This is a genomic window from Actinoplanes sp. NPDC051494 (assembly GCF_044454705.1).
In the GTDB taxonomy this organism is placed as follows: domain Bacteria; phylum Actinomycetota; class Actinomycetes; order Mycobacteriales; family Micromonosporaceae; genus Actinoplanes.
The window spans coordinates 479317-494367 of sequence record NZ_JBITDZ010000005.1; the positions used below are offsets into that span (position 1 = coordinate 479317).

Genomic DNA, 15051 nt, shown 5'->3' on the forward strand with positions numbered 1-15051 from the left:
CCGCGACCTACCAGTGGAGCCCGTCACCGTGCCACGTGCGTCGCTTCATCGCCGTAGACATAGGCTCCCGATGATACGGACGGGAAGGACGCCGGTGGCGGTGAGCGCGGTTGGAACGGCGAGCACATGGAGCTGGACGAGATGGCCGAGCAGGGAGACATGACCACACGGGAGTTCATCCCGGTCGATCTGGACCGGATCAGCGACATCACGTACACCTGCGCGGTGTTCCGTGCCCGCAAGCGCGGCTACCTCGGCGGTGTCATCTCGTTCTCCGGCGACTACCGGCCCGGGTCGTCCGGTTCCGGTGACGCGGCGTTCATCAAGTGGAAGATCGACGAGTTCCTCGACATCGACGATCCGGGCACCGTCCACGGTCTGGTGGTCGACCTCCGGGGGCTGCGCTACGAGTGGGGCGAGGACCTCGGGGTCGCGGCCTCGCGTCTGCGTCGCGGCCGGTTGCCGCTGCTGACGGTCGTGGATCCGCGGGCCCGGGCGGCCTTGGCGCACTGCATCGCCGACGACGAGATGCGGGAGGACTTCGATGCGGCGGTGGACGAGGTCGCCGAGGCCCTGGCTCGGTTGACGTAGCGGTGGGGTGATCGGGTCGACGGTGGAGGGCTTCGCGCGGGTCGCCTGCGCCGGACAGCGGGCCGGGCCCGGACGCGAGGGCGTCCGGGCCGGTGCCGGTCAGCCGAGGGTGGGGTAGTCCGTGTAGCCCTCGTGGTCGCCGCCGAACGCCTTGGTGAAGTCCGGGGTGTTGAACGGGCCGCCGGCCGCGAGGCGCGCCGGGAGGTCCGGGTTGGCCAGGAACAGCGCGCCGTACGCGATGACGTCCGCGGTGCCGTCCTCGATCAGGGTGAGCTCGTCCGGGCCGGTAACCGCGGGGGCGGTGAACGGGTTGAGGATGAACGTGGTGGGCCATTCCTTGCGCAGCCGCAGCGTGAAGTCGCGGTGGTCGCTCTCCATCACGTGCAGGTAGGCCAGGTTCAGCGGGGCGAGCGCGGCGACGAGGGCGGTGTACATCTGCTCGACGTCCTGCTCGGCGATGTCGTTGTAGGTGTTGTGCGGGGAGATGCGGAAGCCGACCCGGTCCGCGCCGATCGCGGCGGCCACGGCGGTGGCGACCTCGACGCCGAAGCGGATCCGGCCCTCGACCGAGCCACCCCATTCATCGGTACGCAGGTTCGCGTTGCTGGAGAGGAACTGCTGGACGAGGTAGCCGTTGGCGCCGTGGATCTCGACGCCGTCGAAGCCGGCCGCGATCGCGTTGCGGGCCGCGTCGGCGAACTCGCGGATCGTCTCGGTGATTTCTTGTCCGGACAACTCCCGCGGCGTGGTCATGTCCTTCGGGCCCTCGTCGGTGAACACCTGGCCGGCCGGGGCGACCGCGGACGGGCCGACCGGGGTGAGGTCGTCGGGCAGCAGGCTCGGGTGGCCGATCCGCCCGCTGTGCATGAGCTGCGCGAAGATCACACCACCGGCCGCGTGCACGGCGTCGGTGACCGGTCGCCAGGCCGCGATCTGCTCGTCGGTGTGCAGGCCGGGGGTGCTGGTGTAGCCCTGGCCGACCACGGACGGCTGGATGCCCTCGGTGATGATGAGGCCGGCGCCGGCGCGCTGCGCGTAGTAGGTGGCGGTCAGCTCGGTCGGAGTGGCGCCCGGGCCGTACGCGCGGCTGCGGGTCATCGGGGCCATCGCGATGCGGTTCGCCAGTCGCTTGCCGCCGAGGTCGTGTGCGTCGAATGCTGTGGTCATCGGTGCGCTCCCCATCTGATTGCCTGTCTGGACAAGTAAAGCAGCGCGATGCCAGCGTTAATCCCGTTGGTTAGCCACGTCACAGCGCGGGATAAACTCGCGACGAGCCCGGGTTACTGTTCGGACAATGGTTTGGGGAGGTCAGCGTGTCCGAGGACGAAGCCGAGATCTGTCAGCCGGTCGGCGTTCCGGTGCCGGTCTCCGCGCGCACCGGCCCGGTCAGCCACGCGATCTTCCGGGTCGCCCGGCTGCACCGGCTGCACGTCGGCAATCTGCTGCGCCGCGTCGGGCTGCACTCCGGTCAGGAGCTGGTGATGATGCAGCTGTGGGACGGCGGGCCACAACGGCAGACCGACCTCGCCCGGCTGCTCGGCTCGGACGCCGCCACCATGACCCGTACCCTGCAGCGCCTGGAGATCGCGGGTTTTGTGCGCCGCGCCCCGAGCCCCACGGACAAGCGCGTCACCATCGTCGCCCCGACCGCGGCCAGCCTCGCGCTGCGTGAGCAGGTCGAGGGCATCTGGGCGGAGCTTGAGAGCCGGACGGTCGGCGAGCAGTCGCCCGCCGACCGTGCCGCGACGCTCAGGACGCTGGAGCTCCTGGAGGAGAACCTGGCCCGGGCGGTGTCAGCGAACTGCTGAGGCCGGCCAGGTCCACTCGGTGACGCGCGGGTCGTCGACGCCGTGCTCGCGGGTGTGCTCGCGGCATTCCTCGCGGTCGTCGACCATGCGCTGGCGCAGGTGGGCCGCCGTGGTCGCGAGGCCCGGCACCCGGTCGATCACGTCGATGACCAGCTTGAAGCGGTCCAGGTCGTTGAGCATCACCATGTCGAACGGGGTCGTGGTGGTGCCCTCCTCCTTGTATCCGCGCACGTGCACGTTGGCGTGGTTGGTGCGTTTGTACGTCAGCCGGTGGATCAGCGCCGGGTAGCCGTGGAACGCGAACACCACCGGCTTGTCCGGCGTGAAGATCGTGTCGAACTCGCGGTCGGTCATGCCGTGCGGGTGCTCGGTGTCCGGCTGCAGGCGCATCAGGTCGACCACGTTGACGAAACGGACCTTGAGCTCGGGCAGGTGCCGGCGCAGCAGGTCGGCGGCGGCGAGCGCTTCCATGGTCGGCACGTCCCCGGCGGCGGCCAGCACCACGTCCGGCTCGGTTGCCTCGTCGGTGCTGGCCCAGTCCCAGATGCCCAGGCCGCGGCGGCAGTGCAGATCCGCCTCGGCCATGGTCAGCCAGCTCGGGGCGGGCTGCTTCCCGGCGACCACCACGTTGATGTAGTGCCGGCTGCGCAGACAGTGGTCCATCGTGGACAGCAACGTGTTCGCGTCCGGCGGCAGATAGATCCGTACCACCTCGGCCTTCTTGTTGACCATGTGGTCCATGAAGCCGGGGTCCTGGTGGCTGAAGCCGTTGTGGTCCTGGCGCCAGACGTGGCTGGACAGCAGGTAGTTCAGCGACGCGATCGGGCGCCGCCAGCCGATCCCGCGGGTCGTCTTGAGCCACTTCGCGTGCTGGTTGACCATCGAGTCCACCACGTGGATGAACGCCTCGTAGCTGGTGAACAGCCCGTGCCGGCCGGTCAGCAGGTATCCCTCGAGCCAGCCCTCGCACAGGTGCTCGCTGAGCGCCTCCATGACGCGCCCGGTGGGTGCCTCGTGGTCGTCGAGGTCGGTGGTCCGCGCGGTCCAGGCCCGGTCGGTCACCTCGAACGCGGACTGCAGCCGGTTGGAGGCCACCTCGTCCGGCCCGAACAGCCGGAACCGGTCCGGATTCGCCCTGATCACGTCGCGGATCCAGGTGCCGAGCACGTGCGCGGCCTCCGCGGGCGGCGTGCCGGGGCTCTCCACCTCGACCGCGTACTCCCGGAAGTCCGGCAGCACCAGGTCACGCAGCAGCACCCCGCCGTTGGCGTGCGGGTTGGCACTCATCCGCCGGGTCCCGGTGGGCGGCAGCTCCAGCAGCTCACCGATGGGCGCGCCGGCGTCGTCGAACAGCTCTTCCGGACGGTACGACCGCAGCCACGTCTCCAGCTGTTCCAGGTGCTCGGCGTTCCCGCGCGGGTCGGACAGCGGCACCTGGTGGGCCCGGAACGTCCCCTCGACCGGCTTGCCGTCGACCTCCTCGGGGCCGGTCCAGCCCTTCGGGGTGCGCATGATGATCATCGGCCAGCGCGGCCGGGTGCCGTCCCGGTTGTCCCGGGCGTGCGCCTGGATCGACGCGACGGTGTCCAGGCACCGGTCCAGCGCCGCGGCCATCGCCTGGTGCACGAGCGCGGGGTCGGCACCCTCGACCAGGATCGGCTCGTAGCCGGCGCCGCGCAGGTACGAGTCGAGGTCGCCGGCCGGGATCCGGTCCAGGATCGTCGGGTTGGCGATCTTCCACCCGTTGAGGTGCAGGATCGGCACCACGGCACCGTCGCGGGCCGGGTTGAGGAACGCGTTGGAGAGCCAGCTGGCGGCGAGCGGCCCGGTCTCGGCCTCCCCGTCGCCGATGACGCAGAAAACGGTGAGGTCCGGGTTGTCGAACGCCGCGCCGTACGCGTGCATGAGCGAATAGCCCAGCTCGCCGCCCTCGTGGATCGACCCGGGCACCTCGGGCGCGACGTGGCTGGGGATCCCGCCGGGGAACGAGAACTGCCGGAACAGTCGCTGCATGCCGGCCTCGTCGCGGCTGACCGACGGGTACAGCTCGCTGTAGGTGCCCTCGAGCCAGGTGTTGGCGACGATCGCGGGCCCGCCGTGGCCGGGGCCGATGACGTAGATCGCGTTCAGGTCGCGTTTGACGATCTGCCGGTTGACGTGCGCGTACACCAGGTTCAGGCCGGGGCTGGTGCCCCAGTGCCCGAGCAGTCGCGGCTTGACGTTCTCGGGGACGAGTTTCTCCCGCAGCAGCGGGTTGTCCATGAGGTAGATCTGGCCGACGGTCAGGTAGTTCGCGGCGCGCCAGTAGGCGTCGAGCCGGTCGAGGTCCGTGGTGCTGAGCGCTTCCATACCCGTGGGATACCCCCTGCTGCGGATCTCACCGGGAACCTTTCGTCATCCATGACTTGCTCGGGCGACTGTGACCTGCATGTTTCCGGCCAACGCCTGGTCACAGCGTTATGGATCTAGTGGGTTTGCTGGGGTTGGCAGGGCCTTGCGGGGGTGAAACTTCCCCATGGGGAAGAGCCTCTGTTTATCGTTCCTGCCCATGGCTTCGAAACCGGAAGTACGCGGCAATGCGATCCGCACCACCTGGCTACTCGGCGGCAATGGCCCCAAACAGTCCGTCACCTTCAGTGATGGAGATCCGGCCGAACGGATGAATCTCGTCCTTGCCGCGAAAGCCCTCGCCGAAGCGAAGAACCACTGCATCACCCGCGACGAGATGTACGCCGCGCTGGCCGTCACCGGCGAGGAAGAAAAGCCGTCCCGGGTGCCGACCCTGAAAGAGTGGCTCCCGATATGGCGTGAACAACGCCTCGAAGCCGGCGACGTTCAGGCAACCACCGTAGACAGCAACATCCTGACCTTGACCGTGCATGCGCTGCCAATGCTGGGGCATCTACGGCTGACCGACATCGACCGCGACGAGCTCAAGCGGTGGGTGTCGTGGCTGAAGAGGCGTCCCGCCTGGAGCGGCAGGAAGACCCGGCGACAGCACTTGCCACTTCAGGGAACCTCCGTTCGCGCGTACTACACCACCCTGGCGACGTGCCTGGCCGGCGCGGTGCCGAAGTGGCTGGCGTCGAACCCGGCGGCGGCATTGCCTGGAGGGCGCAGGAACTATGTGGGCCTGCCGCCGAACAGCGACTTCGATGGCATGTTCTTGCGGGCGTGGGAGTGCGACTTGATCCTGAGCCACTGTGCTCCTGCCCTGCGTGACGTGGTTTTCGTGGCCCTGCGCACCGGTATGCGACTCGGTGAACTGGTCGCACTGGAGTGCCGTGATGTTCTGTTTCCGCGCGAGGGCGGGGCGACCGTCCGAGTGCGGCGCACGATTAAGCAAGATGGCACCATCGGTGCTCCGAAGACCCCGAGGAGTTCCCGGGACATCACCGTCAATCGGGAAACGGCGGCGGTGCTTGCCAGGCTGGTTCGGGGGCGCCGCCCCTCGGCGCGGGTGTTCCTGACGGCGAAGGGCATGCCGTGGCACCCGGGCTCGTTGCGGGCTTCGCACTGGCTCAGGGCAGTCGGCGCCGCTCGGCGTTGCCCCGATCACATGCCGCCGCCCCCGGTCAAGCCCAAGCAGGGGCGGATGCCTCAGTACCACCCAGATGAGGTATCCACCTGCCGTTGCCCGGGGGTGTTGCAGCGGCGGCCTCGTCTGCATGACCTCAGGCACACGCATGCCAGTGGGTGCTTGGAGTTGGGAATGTCGCCAAAGAAGGTACAGCTGCGTCTCGGGCACGCGTCGTACCAGACCACAATGAAGATTTACGCGCATGTGCTGGACTTGGGAGGGGCGGACGAGTTGGACGCCCTGGAGCGACTGCTGACCGAGGGCGGCCGACGCAAGGTCGCCCGGGTGAGCGGCGGTAACCGCCGCCGCGGTGCCGGGCTGGTGCGTCGTGGGCATGTTCGGCGGCGTGTCTCGGTGCGCGCGGGGGCGTAAGCCGGCCGCCGTGTCAGTCAGGGCGGCGGGCCAGGTCGATGAGCTGTTGGGCGTGGGCTGCCCTGGCATCCTCGGCCCGCCGTTTCTCAGCGATGAGGATTTCCACGATGCGAGCTTTGTCCTCGTCGCTGATGTCGGTGCTGCGCATGACCTGGATTAGGAGCGGGTCACTGCCGGTGCTGTGGTCGCCGGGTTCCGATGCGAGCTTGGCCTGGGCCGGTTCGCCGCCGGCCAATGTCTCGCGCACGCTGCCGGGCTGCCATTGCAGGGCCTGATCGAGGGCGGCGATGGTGCTGGCGCTGGGTACGCGTAGCCCGTTTTCGATGTCGCTGAGGGTGCGCAGGCTGACTCCGGCGGCCTCGGCGAAGGCGGGGCGGTGGCGGTAGCCGAGTTGGATTCGCCGGGCAACCAGGTAGGTGGCGAGGCGTTGGGTGTCTGCCATGCCGCCATCTAAGCAGGCAAGAACAGGCAATGCGGTGACGGGCTCGACGGCAGGCATCACGGATCACTCCCCAGAGTTGACGCGCTCATGTCGACGATAGTCGATGCCTTACACCCGCACCGCGTCGACTCATTGCATCTTGCAGCTCTTAGTTGCCTGTTTTTGCTTGCCATAATTGCTTTTTCTTGCTTATCATCGCTGCATGCCAACCAAGGTCGACGGGACAGCCATCCGGCGCCTGCGTGAGAGCCGGGGTCTCAGCTGCCCGCAGCTCGCCCAGGAACTCGGCTACAACCCCGCCTTCATCTGGAAAATCGAGAACGAGGCACAGGGCGGCGGTGGCTCCCCCGCCAGCCGCAAGAAGATCGCCGACTACTTCGGCGTCCCCGTCGAGCGCATCAGCCGCTTCGTGCCGGTCAAGCCGCGGACCACGCACCGCGAAACCGCCGGACAGGCCGCCTGATGCCCGAGAGCCCTACCCTCGAACAGCTCTCCGCCACCCTCAACGACGTGGTCCGGCTCCTTAACGGCGTTGTCGCCACGGCAAGCCTGGCTGAGGACCCGCGCCGGATCTACTCCCTCGAGGAAGTCGCCGAGATCACCGGCTGGGCGCTCGACACCCTGCGCAAGGACTGCCGTGAAGGGCGCCTCACGTACGTCCGTAAGGGCAAGGCGTTCGGGCTGACGAGGAAAATGCTCGACGCCGCGATCGCGCGACACACCGAGGGTCCCGCAGCTGAACGACACCTCGGCGCGGTGACAACCGCAAGCCGCAGCATCCCTCGACCCGGCAACCAACGTGGTCGGCGAGCCGCATGACCGCGGTCATCACCCCACTGCCGTCCGGTGAGGCCCTGCTCGAGCTAGGCGACAACCCAGCAAGGTTCCCGAGTTGGCAGGCCGCCGCCGACCAGGCCGACATCCTGCACGTCCCGTGGCACCTGAAGCCGTTCCCGCCGCTGAGCGTGGACCCGCCAGTGCCGGCCCCCTGAAACAGCGAGGGCCCCGGGTGTCGGAAGCACCCAGGGCCCGCGTCGCTCTGATCCAACGATCGACCTAGCCAGGAGGACGTTGTGACAACACATAGTACAACCTCGATCTCTACCGGGCCTATCGATGGTGCCGACATTGGCACGCTCGACTCGGCCTCGTCGCGCTGGGACGACCCCGCCACCGTGTACGACCTCGCCGGTGTCCAGACCCACGACTGCTGCGGCCTGCCGCGGGAGGTCGAATGCGGTTGTGACCCGACCGAGGTCGCACGGGCCAACGCCAGCGCTAGCCGCCTGTTCGCCAACCCGATCATGTGCCGCCCCGCCAGCAAGTGGAGCACCCGGTGACCATCACCATCAGCGACTACTTCTGCGGTGGTGGCGGCAGCACCAGCGGCTTCCACGAGCTCGCTGAGCGTCTCGCCCACCTGATCAGTTGCAAGGTCGTCATGGCGGCGAACCACTGGAACCTCGCCATCGAGACCCACAACGCGAACTTCCCCGACACCGACCACGACATGGCCGACATTGCCTCCATCGACCCGCGCCGGCACCCCACCACCGACATCGCCTGGTTCTCCCCGGAGTGCACGAACTGGTCCATCGCCAAGGGCGTGAAGCAGACCTACGACGGTAAGCCGCAGCAGCTGATGCTCGGTGAGGAGTACGAGGAGCCTCTGCCAGACGAGGCTGCCCAGCGCTCCCGGATGCTGATGCAGGACGTACCCCGGTTCACCGAGGTCCACCACTACCGTGCGGTCATCGTCGAGAACGTCACCGACGTACTCAAGTGGGACCACCTGGACACGTGGCTGGCCCGGATGACGTCCATGGGCTACCGGCACCGGATCGTGGTGCTGAATTCGGCGTTCGCCTCCGCCCTGGGTGGGGGTGCCCCACAGTTACGCGACCGGGTGTACTTCGTGTTCTGGCGCGCCGAGTACAAGGAGCCGAACTTCCAGAAGTGGACCCGGCCGCTGGCGTACTGCCCGACCTGCGACATCGACGTCCGGGCCATGTATGTCGCGAAGCCGGGCCCGCGCCGGGCGATGCGGTACGGGGCCCAGTACCACTATCGGTGCCCGTCGGTGTCGTGCCGGGGCCAGGTCGTCGAGCCGTACGCTCTGCCGGCGGCCGCCGCGATCGACTGGTCGCTGCCAGGTGTGCGTATCGGGGACCGTGCCCGGCCGTTGCAGCCGAAGACGCTTGCCCGGATCAGGGCAGGCCTGGACCGGTACGCGCAGCCCATCACCCTTGAGGCTGCGGGGCACACCTTCGAGCGTCGTCCAGGGGTTCGGTCGTGGCCGGTGAGCGCGCCGTTGAAGGCACTGCATGCCACGGCGTCGAAGGCTCTGGCATGCCCGCCGCTGCTGGTGCCGTCCGGTGGGACGTGGAACGACGTGGCCCAGCCGGTGACGATGCCGATGCGCGCCCGTACGACCCGGGAGACCGAGGGTGTTGTGGTGCCGATGCTGGTTCCGGTCGAGGGCCGCGACGGCAAACAGGCCCGGTCAGCGTCGCTGCCGATGCGGTCGCAGACGGCCCGCCTGCAGGATGCCCTGGTGGTGCCGCTGCGCAACAACGGCGTGGCGCGCCCGTCGCAGGACGCCCCGCTGCCGACGTTCGCCGCGAACGGGACCCATCACGGGCTGCTGAACCTGCCGGAGGTGGATGCGCATGCGCTGCTGCCCTACGACGGGCGGACGCTGCGCTCGCTGGGGGTGCCGATGCCGTCGCAGACCACCATCCAGGGTGATGCCCTGGTCGGGACGTCGTTCGAGGTGGATGACTGCACCTTCCGGATGCTGGAGGTCGATGAGATCCGGGAGGGCATGGACTTCCCGGCCGGCTACATCCTGCTGGGCACCAAGCGCGAGCGCGTTCGCCTCCTGGGCAACGCCGTCACCCCGTGCGCGGCCCGGGACCTGGGCGCGGCGGTCATCGAGGCGATCACTGGCATCGAGCTGGAGCTGGCGGCATGAGCGCCGTCTACCTGACCGTCAAGGGTTCGATGTACCACCTGGACTCCGACAAGCACGGCTGGGAGATCGTCTATTCGACGACGGGCCGGGAGTTCAAGGACCGGCAGGCCGCGATCGATGACGGCCTGGTCACGTATCGCAGCGACGACTTCAACATCGCCACCGTGGTCGACGGGGCGCTGGTCGCGTTCGGCTGGCAGCACCAGGACTTCAGCACTGACGGTGCGAATCTGCCTGACGTCGCGGCGAAGCTCGGTCTGCAGGTGGCGTCGTGACGCCGTACCTGATCGCCCTCACCGTGGTGGCGCTGAGCTCCGCCGTCGGCGGCCTGATCGCATTCGTCGTCATCCAGCGATCCAAGTCCCGGTGGGTGCTGGCCGGCCAGCACCAGGCCGAGCTGGCCCACGGCACCTGGTCCCCCGCCGTATCCGGTGACGGCTGGAACTCGGCGGACGTCCCGGACCGGCGCCGGTCCCCGAACCGGCAGCTCGTCACCCGGGCCACCCCGGACCGCACACCCCGGCTTGCCGCACCCCGCTGACCCCCTTCCTCAGGGGCGCCGGCCACCGTCGGCGCCCCCGCGTTCAGCCCGCACAACCACCACATTGAGGTTCATGTGAGTCCCTTGGATACCAGCACCCGCATCCACCGTCCCGCCGAGGTCGTCGAACGGCTCGCCGCCCGCAACACCGGGATGACCCGCTACCCGACTGACCTGTGGCCCGGCGCCGCACCGGTCGAGCAGACCGAGTACCGGGCCCGGCACCGCCTGGAGAACACCCAGCCGCGAAACTCGTCCCGGCACCACGTCCCGTCGCATGAGCGAACCCAGCTGATCCGTCCCCTGCCGCCGCTGCCCGCGACCGCTCCCCCGCTGGGTGAGACCCGCCGCATCATGGTCCCGGCCGCCCAGGCGAAGATTCCCATGCCGTTGACCCGGGCCCCGCTCACCGGCCCTGAGGCGGAGACGGCCATCGGGTCCGACGCGACGACTGTCAACGTGCTCGAGCGGATCCTGCGCAAGTTGCGGGTGACGCGCTGATGAGCGACGTGTTGATGTTCCTCGCCGACGCGGCGGTGTTCCTCGGCCCGATCGGCGCGGTCACGCTCGTGGTCGGCCTGGCTGGGATCGTTCGGGCCCGGTGGTTCTCGTGCTGACCCCGGCAGAGTTCGACCTGGTCGTCCAGACGGTCATCATCACCGTCGCGGTGATCGCTGAGGTCCTGCTGGTCAAGAATTTGATCAGCCGGTTCCGGGCCCGGTACGGGCAGCTCTCCGACGACGTGTTCGCCCTGTGCGACGCCACTGCGGATCTGGGCCCGGACATGGAGCGGATCCCGTGAGGGCCCGGGCATGGCTGCTGACGGTGGCCGGGACAGTCCTGCACGCCGTATGCGTCCAGCGTGTCCTCGACGGTGTGCGCGCGTTCCGGGCGGACACGTGAACGCCCCGATGAACCGCGGCCGGTACAACCGCTGTTTCCCACTGCCATCGGACCGGCCGTCGAACGCCCCGACTGCGTGGCTGATCGATGCGGAAACCCGGCGGCGGGTTCAGGAACTCAACGCGTGGCTCGACGAGCAGGCCGAGACCGCGGTGGTTCGCGGTGCGGAATCCCTGCTCGACGCTGAGGCGCAGCGCCGCGGCTGGGTCAGGCCCGGTGATCCAGGTGAGTGATCCCGTGAGCCGGCGGACTGCCGGGCAGATCATCACCACGATCGAAGCCCTGCGCGCGGAGGTTGCCGTCATGGTGGTCGAAGCCGGCCGGGCGGGCCGCCAGCATGCTGCCGGTGAGCTCGAGTACGTCCAGGACCGGCTCCGGAACCTGGGCCGGGACTTCGCCCAGGTTCTCGGGGTGGTGCCGCCGGGACCGGGATCCCCTGCGGAGCCAGGCCTGAGCACGCGTGGTCGGCAGATCCGGGCGAACACCGGTGCGCACCGGAGCAGGCCATGAGTGCGGTCTGGGATCTGCTGCAGGGCTGGGCTGCGATCTTGGTGGTCCTGGCCGTGGTCGTCGGCGCGTACCGGCTGGGTCACCGTGAAGGACGCGTCGCCCACGGCCGGGACCTGGTGAGGGCGGCCGTGGAGCTGGAGACCGCGAAGACCGTGCCGATCCTGGTGCCCCGGCAGCGGAGGGGCGAGCCGTGAGGTCAGGCGTCCTTGGGCTTGCTGGCGCGCATGTTTGCGGGCTTCGGCATGACGACTTTGAGGCTGGAATCGCCCTTGCTTTTGACTCCGCGCTTTGCGGGGGCGATGCCGTTCTCTCTGGCGATCTTCCGGACGTAGGCCGCGGTGAACGGGCTGGCGTCGGCCACTTTGGTGGGTTCGGCGCCGGCTTGGAGGGCGGCGACAACAGCGACGAGGGCGTCGGTGCGGGCGCGTTCGTGGGCTGCTCCGGTGGACTCGTACTGCTCGGTGGCAGCGGTTAGGCGCTCCAGTGCCTCGGTCGGGTTGCCGGTCTCATTCATGGCGTCAAGGTACCGCAACAGTCTTGCGATTTGTAGACGCGGTGCGATAGGTTATTGCGTAAGCACAAATCGTTTTCTGCTTGCGCATTTAGTAATCGATTTCAAGAGGAGTTCGCCTTGACGCAGATCGCCACCCAGCCCACGACGGGCGACAGCCTGTTCGATGCGATTCGTCGCACCGACGGGGCCGGAGAGTTCTGGTCCGCCCGCGAGCTGATGGGCCCGCTCGGCTACACCAAATAGGAACGCTTCGCCGACGCCGTTGAGCGCGCCATCATCTCCATCGAGAACACTCTCGGCGCCGACAACGGAACCGCAGCTCAGCACGCTTCCCGGCTCCGGGAAGCAGTCGCGGGCAGCGCCCCGGGAACGACCCGGATCGACTACCGCCTCACACGCTACGGCGCCTACATGACCGTCATGAACGGCGACGTGCGTAAGCCGGAAATTGCGGAGGCTCAGTCCTACTTCGCCATCCGTACCCGCGAAGCCGAGATCGCCGCCCCGTCACTTCCACAGACCTTCGCCCAGGCATTGCGTCTCGCTGCCGAGCAGCAAGAGCTGATCGAGCAACAGGCCGGGCAGATCGAAGCCGACGCCCCGAAGGTCGCCTACGTCGACAACTTCCTGCGTAGCGACGATGCCTGCCTGATGCGTCAGCTCGCCAAGCGCATCGGACTCACCGAGCGTGAACTGCGCGAGGAGCTGCTGAGCCGCCGGGTCATCTTCCGCACCCCGATCGGCCGCTTCTCCGAGTCGAAGCAGCGCGACGTCGTCGAGTACCGGTACGAGGCGACCACGAAGTACATGGGCTGGTTCCGCGAACGCGACCAGCCGAACGCGCCCCGACACCACAACGACCAGCTCCGCACCACCTTGTACGTCACCCCGGCCGGGAAGGTCGGCATCGCCAGCATGCTCGGGCGCCTCGACGCCGGCCAGAACCAGATCGAGAGCGAGGCCGCATGATTTCCCAGGTCATCGATGGCGTGCTGATGCCGCTCACCGACGAGGAATACATCGCGCAGATCCTCGCCGACGCCCGCGCGAATGGCGTCGACGACCTGTGCCCCCGCTGCTTCGCCTTCCCCCGCCTCGACGGCGCGTGCCGGCCCTGCGCACGCGACGACGTGTTCGCCGCCGACCCGGACTACCGGGCATGGTCCGACGCGCAGGCCCGGCTCGACGAGGGCGGTTGGGCCCCGGAGTCCATCCGCCCGTACACGTACGAGGACGCGAAGGCGGACGAGGTGCTCGCCGGGCAGCTCAGCGCCAAGTTCAACCGGGCTGAACGCCGGGCCACCATGGACCCGGGTGGTTGCGCGGTGTGCGGTGACCCGGCACGCGGCCACCACGAGCGCTGGCACGGGCGCCGCGACAACGGCGCGAAGACTCCCCCGACCGGCTTCGTCCCGCCGTCGGACGAGCTGCGCAAGGCGCGGATTGTTGCACGCCGAAACGTGCGTGCCGGCCGTCCGGCGTGGGCTGCGCTGAGCCTCGGCGGTGTGGCATGACCGTCGCGATTCCGTCTCGTGGGGACTTCACCTCACCGACAGAGACCATCGTGTATCCCAAGGCCGGTTCGAGGGCCGACGAGCGTGGCCGGAGCCAGTTCACCGCGTTCTGGCTGGACGACTACCTACCGCCGGACGGGGTCCGCGGCCAGGTGTTCCACACCAGCCTCATTGACTTCATCGCCCGCCACGAGGCGCAGGGCAAGACGGTGCGCGTGGTCGGTGAGCGCCCGTGATCGGCGAGGGCGCCGAGCAGATGATCCGCCGGGACCTGCCGTTTCACTCCGTTGAGGAGTCCGACGACGGCCGCTGGTACATCATCGACGGCGTCCGCTTCATGTCCGTCACCACCGCACTCAACGCCCTCGACAAACGAGGCCTGGTCCCGTGGGCCGGCGGCCTCGCCGCAGAGCTGTCGTTCCTGGAGCTGCCAACCCTGGTCGCGGCGTCGCGGAAGAAGCCGTGCGAGCGGACCTGGAACCGGTGCAAGCACGACGATAACGAAACGTGCGAGCGATGCCCGTGCCGGGTGTGCCGGCTGTGCGTGCAGAAGTGGGTCGGCGACCGGCACAAGCGGGAGACCGCCCGCCGCTCCGACGAGGGTGTCCGCGTTCACGACGTGGCCGAATGGTGGTCGTACCACGGCGAGATCAAGGACCACGACGCCGACATCGCCTTGTACATCAAGTCGTTCGGGCAGTTCGTCGACGACTACGGCATCACCCCCGAGGATGTCCTGCTCGCTGAGGCGATCCTCGTCAACCGTGAGGTCGGGGCGGCGGGTCAGACCGACGGCATCATCCGCTTCCACGCGGAGCGTTCCGAGGCCGCCGCGAAGCTGATCTCCCGGATCCTCGCGGCGCGGGGAGAGCGGGTGTCGTGGCGTAAGGCCCAGAAGCTGAAACTCACCGTCGACCTGATCATCGACTACAAGTCGCGGGAGAACGACGAGGCGAAGTTCTACCCGGAGAACGCCTTGCAGCTGGCCGGGTACCGGCACTTCCCGGTGATCCGGGTCAAGAACTCCGACGTCGAGATTCCGATGCTGCCCGTCGACGGTGGCCTGGTCATCCAGTTGCGGCCCGACGGATACAGCACCCGCCTGGTCGTGTGTGACCGGTTCACGTACGAGCACGGGTTCCTGCCCGCGCTGCGCACCTACCAGTGGGTCACCGAGCACGGTGCCGCTGCGGTGTCGTCCCACACGTTCGTGCTCCCCGAAACCCTCGCCGCTCGCGAACGCCAGGCCGCGAAAGACCGCGCCGGCGCCGAGCAGTCCCCCGCCGAAGCAGCGTGAAAGGA

24 protein-coding genes are annotated in these 15051 nt (G+C 68.5%); 20 read left to right on the plus strand and 4 right to left on the minus strand.

The window, feature by feature from the left end; genetic code table 11:
* Window positions 1–159 precede the first annotated feature (159 nt).
* Window positions 160–591, plus strand: a complete 432-nt coding sequence (locus tag ACIA6A_RS21350) for a hypothetical protein (RefSeq protein WP_396099481.1) — start codon at window positions 160–162, stop codon at window positions 589–591.
* Between the two features lie 99 nt (window positions 592–690).
* On the opposite strand, the gene ACIA6A_RS21355 is transcribed toward ACIA6A_RS21350, so the two are convergent.
* Window positions 691–1758, minus strand: coding sequence for an alkene reductase (locus ACIA6A_RS21355; protein ID WP_396099483.1), 1068 nt, complete (start codon window positions 1756–1758; stop codon window positions 691–693).
* 146 nt (window positions 1759–1904) lie between these two features.
* Between ACIA6A_RS21355 and ACIA6A_RS21360 the strand changes: the two genes are divergently transcribed.
* On the plus strand, window positions 1905–2399 hold the full coding sequence (locus ACIA6A_RS21360) for a MarR family winged helix-turn-helix transcriptional regulator (RefSeq protein WP_396099484.1): 495 nt from the start codon (window positions 1905–1907) through the stop codon (window positions 2397–2399).
* Here ACIA6A_RS21360 and ACIA6A_RS21365 read toward each other — a convergent pair.
* A complete protein-coding gene (locus tag ACIA6A_RS21365; RefSeq protein WP_396099485.1) occupies window positions 2385–4748 on the minus strand; it encodes a phosphoketolase in 2364 nt (787 codons plus the stop codon). The genes ACIA6A_RS21360 and ACIA6A_RS21365 overlap by 15 nt on opposite strands.
* Before the next feature lie 199 nt (window positions 4749–4947).
* Here ACIA6A_RS21365 and ACIA6A_RS21370 point away from each other — a divergent pair, with 199 nt between their 5' ends.
* Complete coding sequence (locus ACIA6A_RS21370; RefSeq protein WP_396099486.1) at window positions 4948–6351, plus strand: tyrosine-type recombinase/integrase; 1404 nt, start codon at window positions 4948–4950, stop codon at window positions 6349–6351.
* A gap of 13 nt (window positions 6352–6364) precedes the next feature.
* Here ACIA6A_RS21370 and ACIA6A_RS21375 read toward each other — a convergent pair whose 3' ends face one another.
* Complete coding sequence (locus tag ACIA6A_RS21375) at window positions 6365–6850, minus strand: helix-turn-helix domain-containing protein (RefSeq protein ID WP_396099487.1); 486 nt, start codon at window positions 6848–6850, stop codon at window positions 6365–6367.
* A gap of 145 nt (window positions 6851–6995) precedes the next feature.
* On the opposite strand from ACIA6A_RS21375, the gene ACIA6A_RS21380 reads away from it, so the two are divergent.
* From ACIA6A_RS21380 to ACIA6A_RS21435, 12 genes are all read left to right on the plus strand, one after another.
* Window positions 6996–7256 (plus strand): helix-turn-helix domain-containing protein, encoded by a 261-nt coding sequence (locus tag ACIA6A_RS21380; RefSeq protein ID WP_396099488.1) that lies wholly within the window; start codon window positions 6996–6998, stop codon window positions 7254–7256.
* Complete coding sequence (locus ACIA6A_RS21385; protein ID WP_396099489.1) at window positions 7256–7612, plus strand: hypothetical protein; 357 nt, start codon at window positions 7256–7258, stop codon at window positions 7610–7612. The genes ACIA6A_RS21380 and ACIA6A_RS21385 overlap by 1 nt, the downstream gene beginning before the upstream one ends.
* Window positions 7609–7785: a hypothetical protein gene (locus ACIA6A_RS21390; protein WP_396099490.1), complete on the plus strand. Its 177-nt coding sequence runs from the start codon at window positions 7609–7611 to the stop codon at window positions 7783–7785. The genes ACIA6A_RS21385 and ACIA6A_RS21390 overlap by 4 nt, the downstream gene beginning before the upstream one ends.
* Window positions 7786–7866: 81 nt before the next feature.
* Window positions 7867–8133 carry a hypothetical protein gene (locus ACIA6A_RS21395; protein WP_396099491.1) on the plus strand — a complete coding sequence of 89 codons (267 nt, stop codon included), beginning with the start codon at window positions 7867–7869 and terminating at the stop codon, window positions 8131–8133.
* The gene (locus ACIA6A_RS21400; RefSeq protein ID WP_396099492.1) at window positions 8130–9767 is read left to right on the plus strand and encodes a DNA cytosine methyltransferase; all 1638 of its coding nucleotides are present in this window, start codon (window positions 8130–8132) and stop codon (window positions 9765–9767) included. Before ACIA6A_RS21395 ends, ACIA6A_RS21400 begins: the two co-directional genes overlap by 4 nt.
* Window positions 9764–10042, plus strand: a complete 279-nt coding sequence (locus tag ACIA6A_RS21405; protein WP_396099493.1) for a hypothetical protein — start codon at window positions 9764–9766, stop codon at window positions 10040–10042. The genes ACIA6A_RS21400 and ACIA6A_RS21405 overlap by 4 nt, the downstream gene beginning before the upstream one ends.
* The gene (locus ACIA6A_RS21410) at window positions 10039–10308 is read left to right on the plus strand and encodes a hypothetical protein (protein WP_396099494.1); all 270 of its coding nucleotides are present in this window, start codon (window positions 10039–10041) and stop codon (window positions 10306–10308) included. Before ACIA6A_RS21405 ends, ACIA6A_RS21410 begins: the two co-directional genes overlap by 4 nt.
* Window positions 10309–10383: 75 nt before the next feature.
* On the plus strand, window positions 10384–10809 hold the full coding sequence (locus tag ACIA6A_RS21415; protein WP_396099495.1) for a hypothetical protein: 426 nt from the start codon (window positions 10384–10386) through the stop codon (window positions 10807–10809).
* A gap of 109 nt (window positions 10810–10918) precedes the next feature.
* Complete coding sequence (locus ACIA6A_RS21420; RefSeq protein WP_396099496.1) at window positions 10919–11110, plus strand: hypothetical protein; 192 nt, start codon at window positions 10919–10921, stop codon at window positions 11108–11110.
* Between the two features lie 97 nt (window positions 11111–11207).
* Window positions 11208–11444, plus strand: coding sequence for a hypothetical protein (locus ACIA6A_RS21425; protein WP_396099497.1), 237 nt, complete (start codon window positions 11208–11210; stop codon window positions 11442–11444).
* A 4-nt stretch (window positions 11445–11448) separates the two neighbouring features.
* On the plus strand, window positions 11449–11721 hold the full coding sequence (locus ACIA6A_RS21430; RefSeq protein WP_396099498.1) for a hypothetical protein: 273 nt from the start codon (window positions 11449–11451) through the stop codon (window positions 11719–11721).
* Window positions 11718–11915 carry a hypothetical protein gene (locus ACIA6A_RS21435; protein ID WP_396099499.1) on the plus strand — a complete coding sequence of 66 codons (198 nt, stop codon included), beginning with the start codon at window positions 11718–11720 and terminating at the stop codon, window positions 11913–11915. The genes ACIA6A_RS21430 and ACIA6A_RS21435 overlap by 4 nt, the downstream gene beginning before the upstream one ends.
* A gap of 2 nt (window positions 11916–11917) precedes the next feature.
* On the opposite strand, the gene ACIA6A_RS21440 is transcribed toward ACIA6A_RS21435, so the two are convergent.
* Window positions 11918–12235 carry a hypothetical protein gene (locus ACIA6A_RS21440; RefSeq protein WP_396099500.1) on the minus strand — a complete coding sequence of 106 codons (318 nt, stop codon included), beginning with the start codon at window positions 12233–12235 and terminating at the stop codon, window positions 11918–11920.
* A 117-nt stretch (window positions 12236–12352) separates the two neighbouring features.
* Here ACIA6A_RS21440 and ACIA6A_RS21445 point away from each other — a divergent pair, with 117 nt between their 5' ends.
* The 5 genes from ACIA6A_RS21445 (at window position 12353) to ACIA6A_RS21465 (ending at window position 15046) form a co-directional block, all read left to right on the plus strand.
* Window positions 12353–12478 (plus strand): hypothetical protein, encoded by a 126-nt coding sequence (locus ACIA6A_RS21445; RefSeq protein WP_396099501.1) that lies wholly within the window; start codon window positions 12353–12355, stop codon window positions 12476–12478.
* A 168-nt stretch (window positions 12479–12646) separates the two neighbouring features.
* Window positions 12647–13204, plus strand: coding sequence for a phage antirepressor KilAC domain-containing protein (locus ACIA6A_RS21450; RefSeq protein WP_396099502.1), 558 nt, complete (start codon window positions 12647–12649; stop codon window positions 13202–13204).
* On the plus strand, window positions 13201–13749 hold the full coding sequence (locus ACIA6A_RS21455) for a hypothetical protein (RefSeq protein WP_396099503.1): 549 nt from the start codon (window positions 13201–13203) through the stop codon (window positions 13747–13749). The genes ACIA6A_RS21450 and ACIA6A_RS21455 overlap by 4 nt, the downstream gene beginning before the upstream one ends.
* Complete coding sequence (locus tag ACIA6A_RS21460; protein WP_396099504.1) at window positions 13746–13985, plus strand: hypothetical protein; 240 nt, start codon at window positions 13746–13748, stop codon at window positions 13983–13985. Before ACIA6A_RS21455 ends, ACIA6A_RS21460 begins: the two co-directional genes overlap by 4 nt.
* Window positions 13982–15046 carry a hypothetical protein gene (locus tag ACIA6A_RS21465; protein WP_396099505.1) on the plus strand — a complete coding sequence of 355 codons (1065 nt, stop codon included), beginning with the start codon at window positions 13982–13984 and terminating at the stop codon, window positions 15044–15046. Before ACIA6A_RS21460 ends, ACIA6A_RS21465 begins: the two co-directional genes overlap by 4 nt.
* Window positions 15047–15051 lie beyond the last annotated feature (5 nt).

What these genes read in the sequence shown, in the direction of transcription:
- ACIA6A_RS21370 (WP_396099486.1), top strand. Translation starts at nt 4,948, where the DNA reads ATGGCTTCGAAACCGGAAGTACGCGGCAATGCGATCCGCACCACCTGG.
- ACIA6A_RS21405 (WP_396099493.1), top strand. Translation starts at nt 9,764, where the DNA reads ATGAGCGCCGTCTACCTGACCGTCAAGGGTTCGATGTACCACCTGGAC.
- ACIA6A_RS21365 (WP_396099485.1), bottom strand. Translation starts at nt 4,748, where the DNA reads ATGGAAGCGCTCAGCACCACGGACCTCGACCGGCTCGACGCCTACTGG.
- ACIA6A_RS21350 (WP_396099481.1), top strand. Translation starts at nt 160, where the DNA reads ATGACCACACGGGAGTTCATCCCGGTCGATCTGGACCGGATCAGCGAC.
- ACIA6A_RS21460 (WP_396099504.1), top strand. Translation starts at nt 13,746, where the DNA reads ATGACCGTCGCGATTCCGTCTCGTGGGGACTTCACCTCACCGACAGAG.
- ACIA6A_RS21385 (WP_396099489.1), top strand. Translation starts at nt 7,256, where the DNA reads ATGCCCGAGAGCCCTACCCTCGAACAGCTCTCCGCCACCCTCAACGAC.
- ACIA6A_RS21435 (WP_396099499.1), top strand. Translation starts at nt 11,718, where the DNA reads ATGAGTGCGGTCTGGGATCTGCTGCAGGGCTGGGCTGCGATCTTGGTG.
- ACIA6A_RS21380 (WP_396099488.1), top strand. Translation starts at nt 6,996, where the DNA reads ATGCCAACCAAGGTCGACGGGACAGCCATCCGGCGCCTGCGTGAGAGC.
- ACIA6A_RS21440 (WP_396099500.1), bottom strand. Translation starts at nt 12,235, where the DNA reads ATGAATGAGACCGGCAACCCGACCGAGGCACTGGAGCGCCTAACCGCT.
- ACIA6A_RS21450 (WP_396099502.1), top strand. Translation starts at nt 12,647, where the DNA reads ATGACCGTCATGAACGGCGACGTGCGTAAGCCGGAAATTGCGGAGGCT.
- ACIA6A_RS21455 (WP_396099503.1), top strand. Translation starts at nt 13,201, where the DNA reads ATGATTTCCCAGGTCATCGATGGCGTGCTGATGCCGCTCACCGACGAG.
- ACIA6A_RS21355 (WP_396099483.1), bottom strand. Translation starts at nt 1,758, where the DNA reads ATGACCACAGCATTCGACGCACACGACCTCGGCGGCAAGCGACTGGCG.
- ACIA6A_RS21375 (WP_396099487.1), bottom strand. Translation starts at nt 6,850, where the DNA reads ATGCCTGCCGTCGAGCCCGTCACCGCATTGCCTGTTCTTGCCTGCTTA.
- ACIA6A_RS21390 (WP_396099490.1), top strand. Translation starts at nt 7,609, where the DNA reads ATGACCGCGGTCATCACCCCACTGCCGTCCGGTGAGGCCCTGCTCGAG.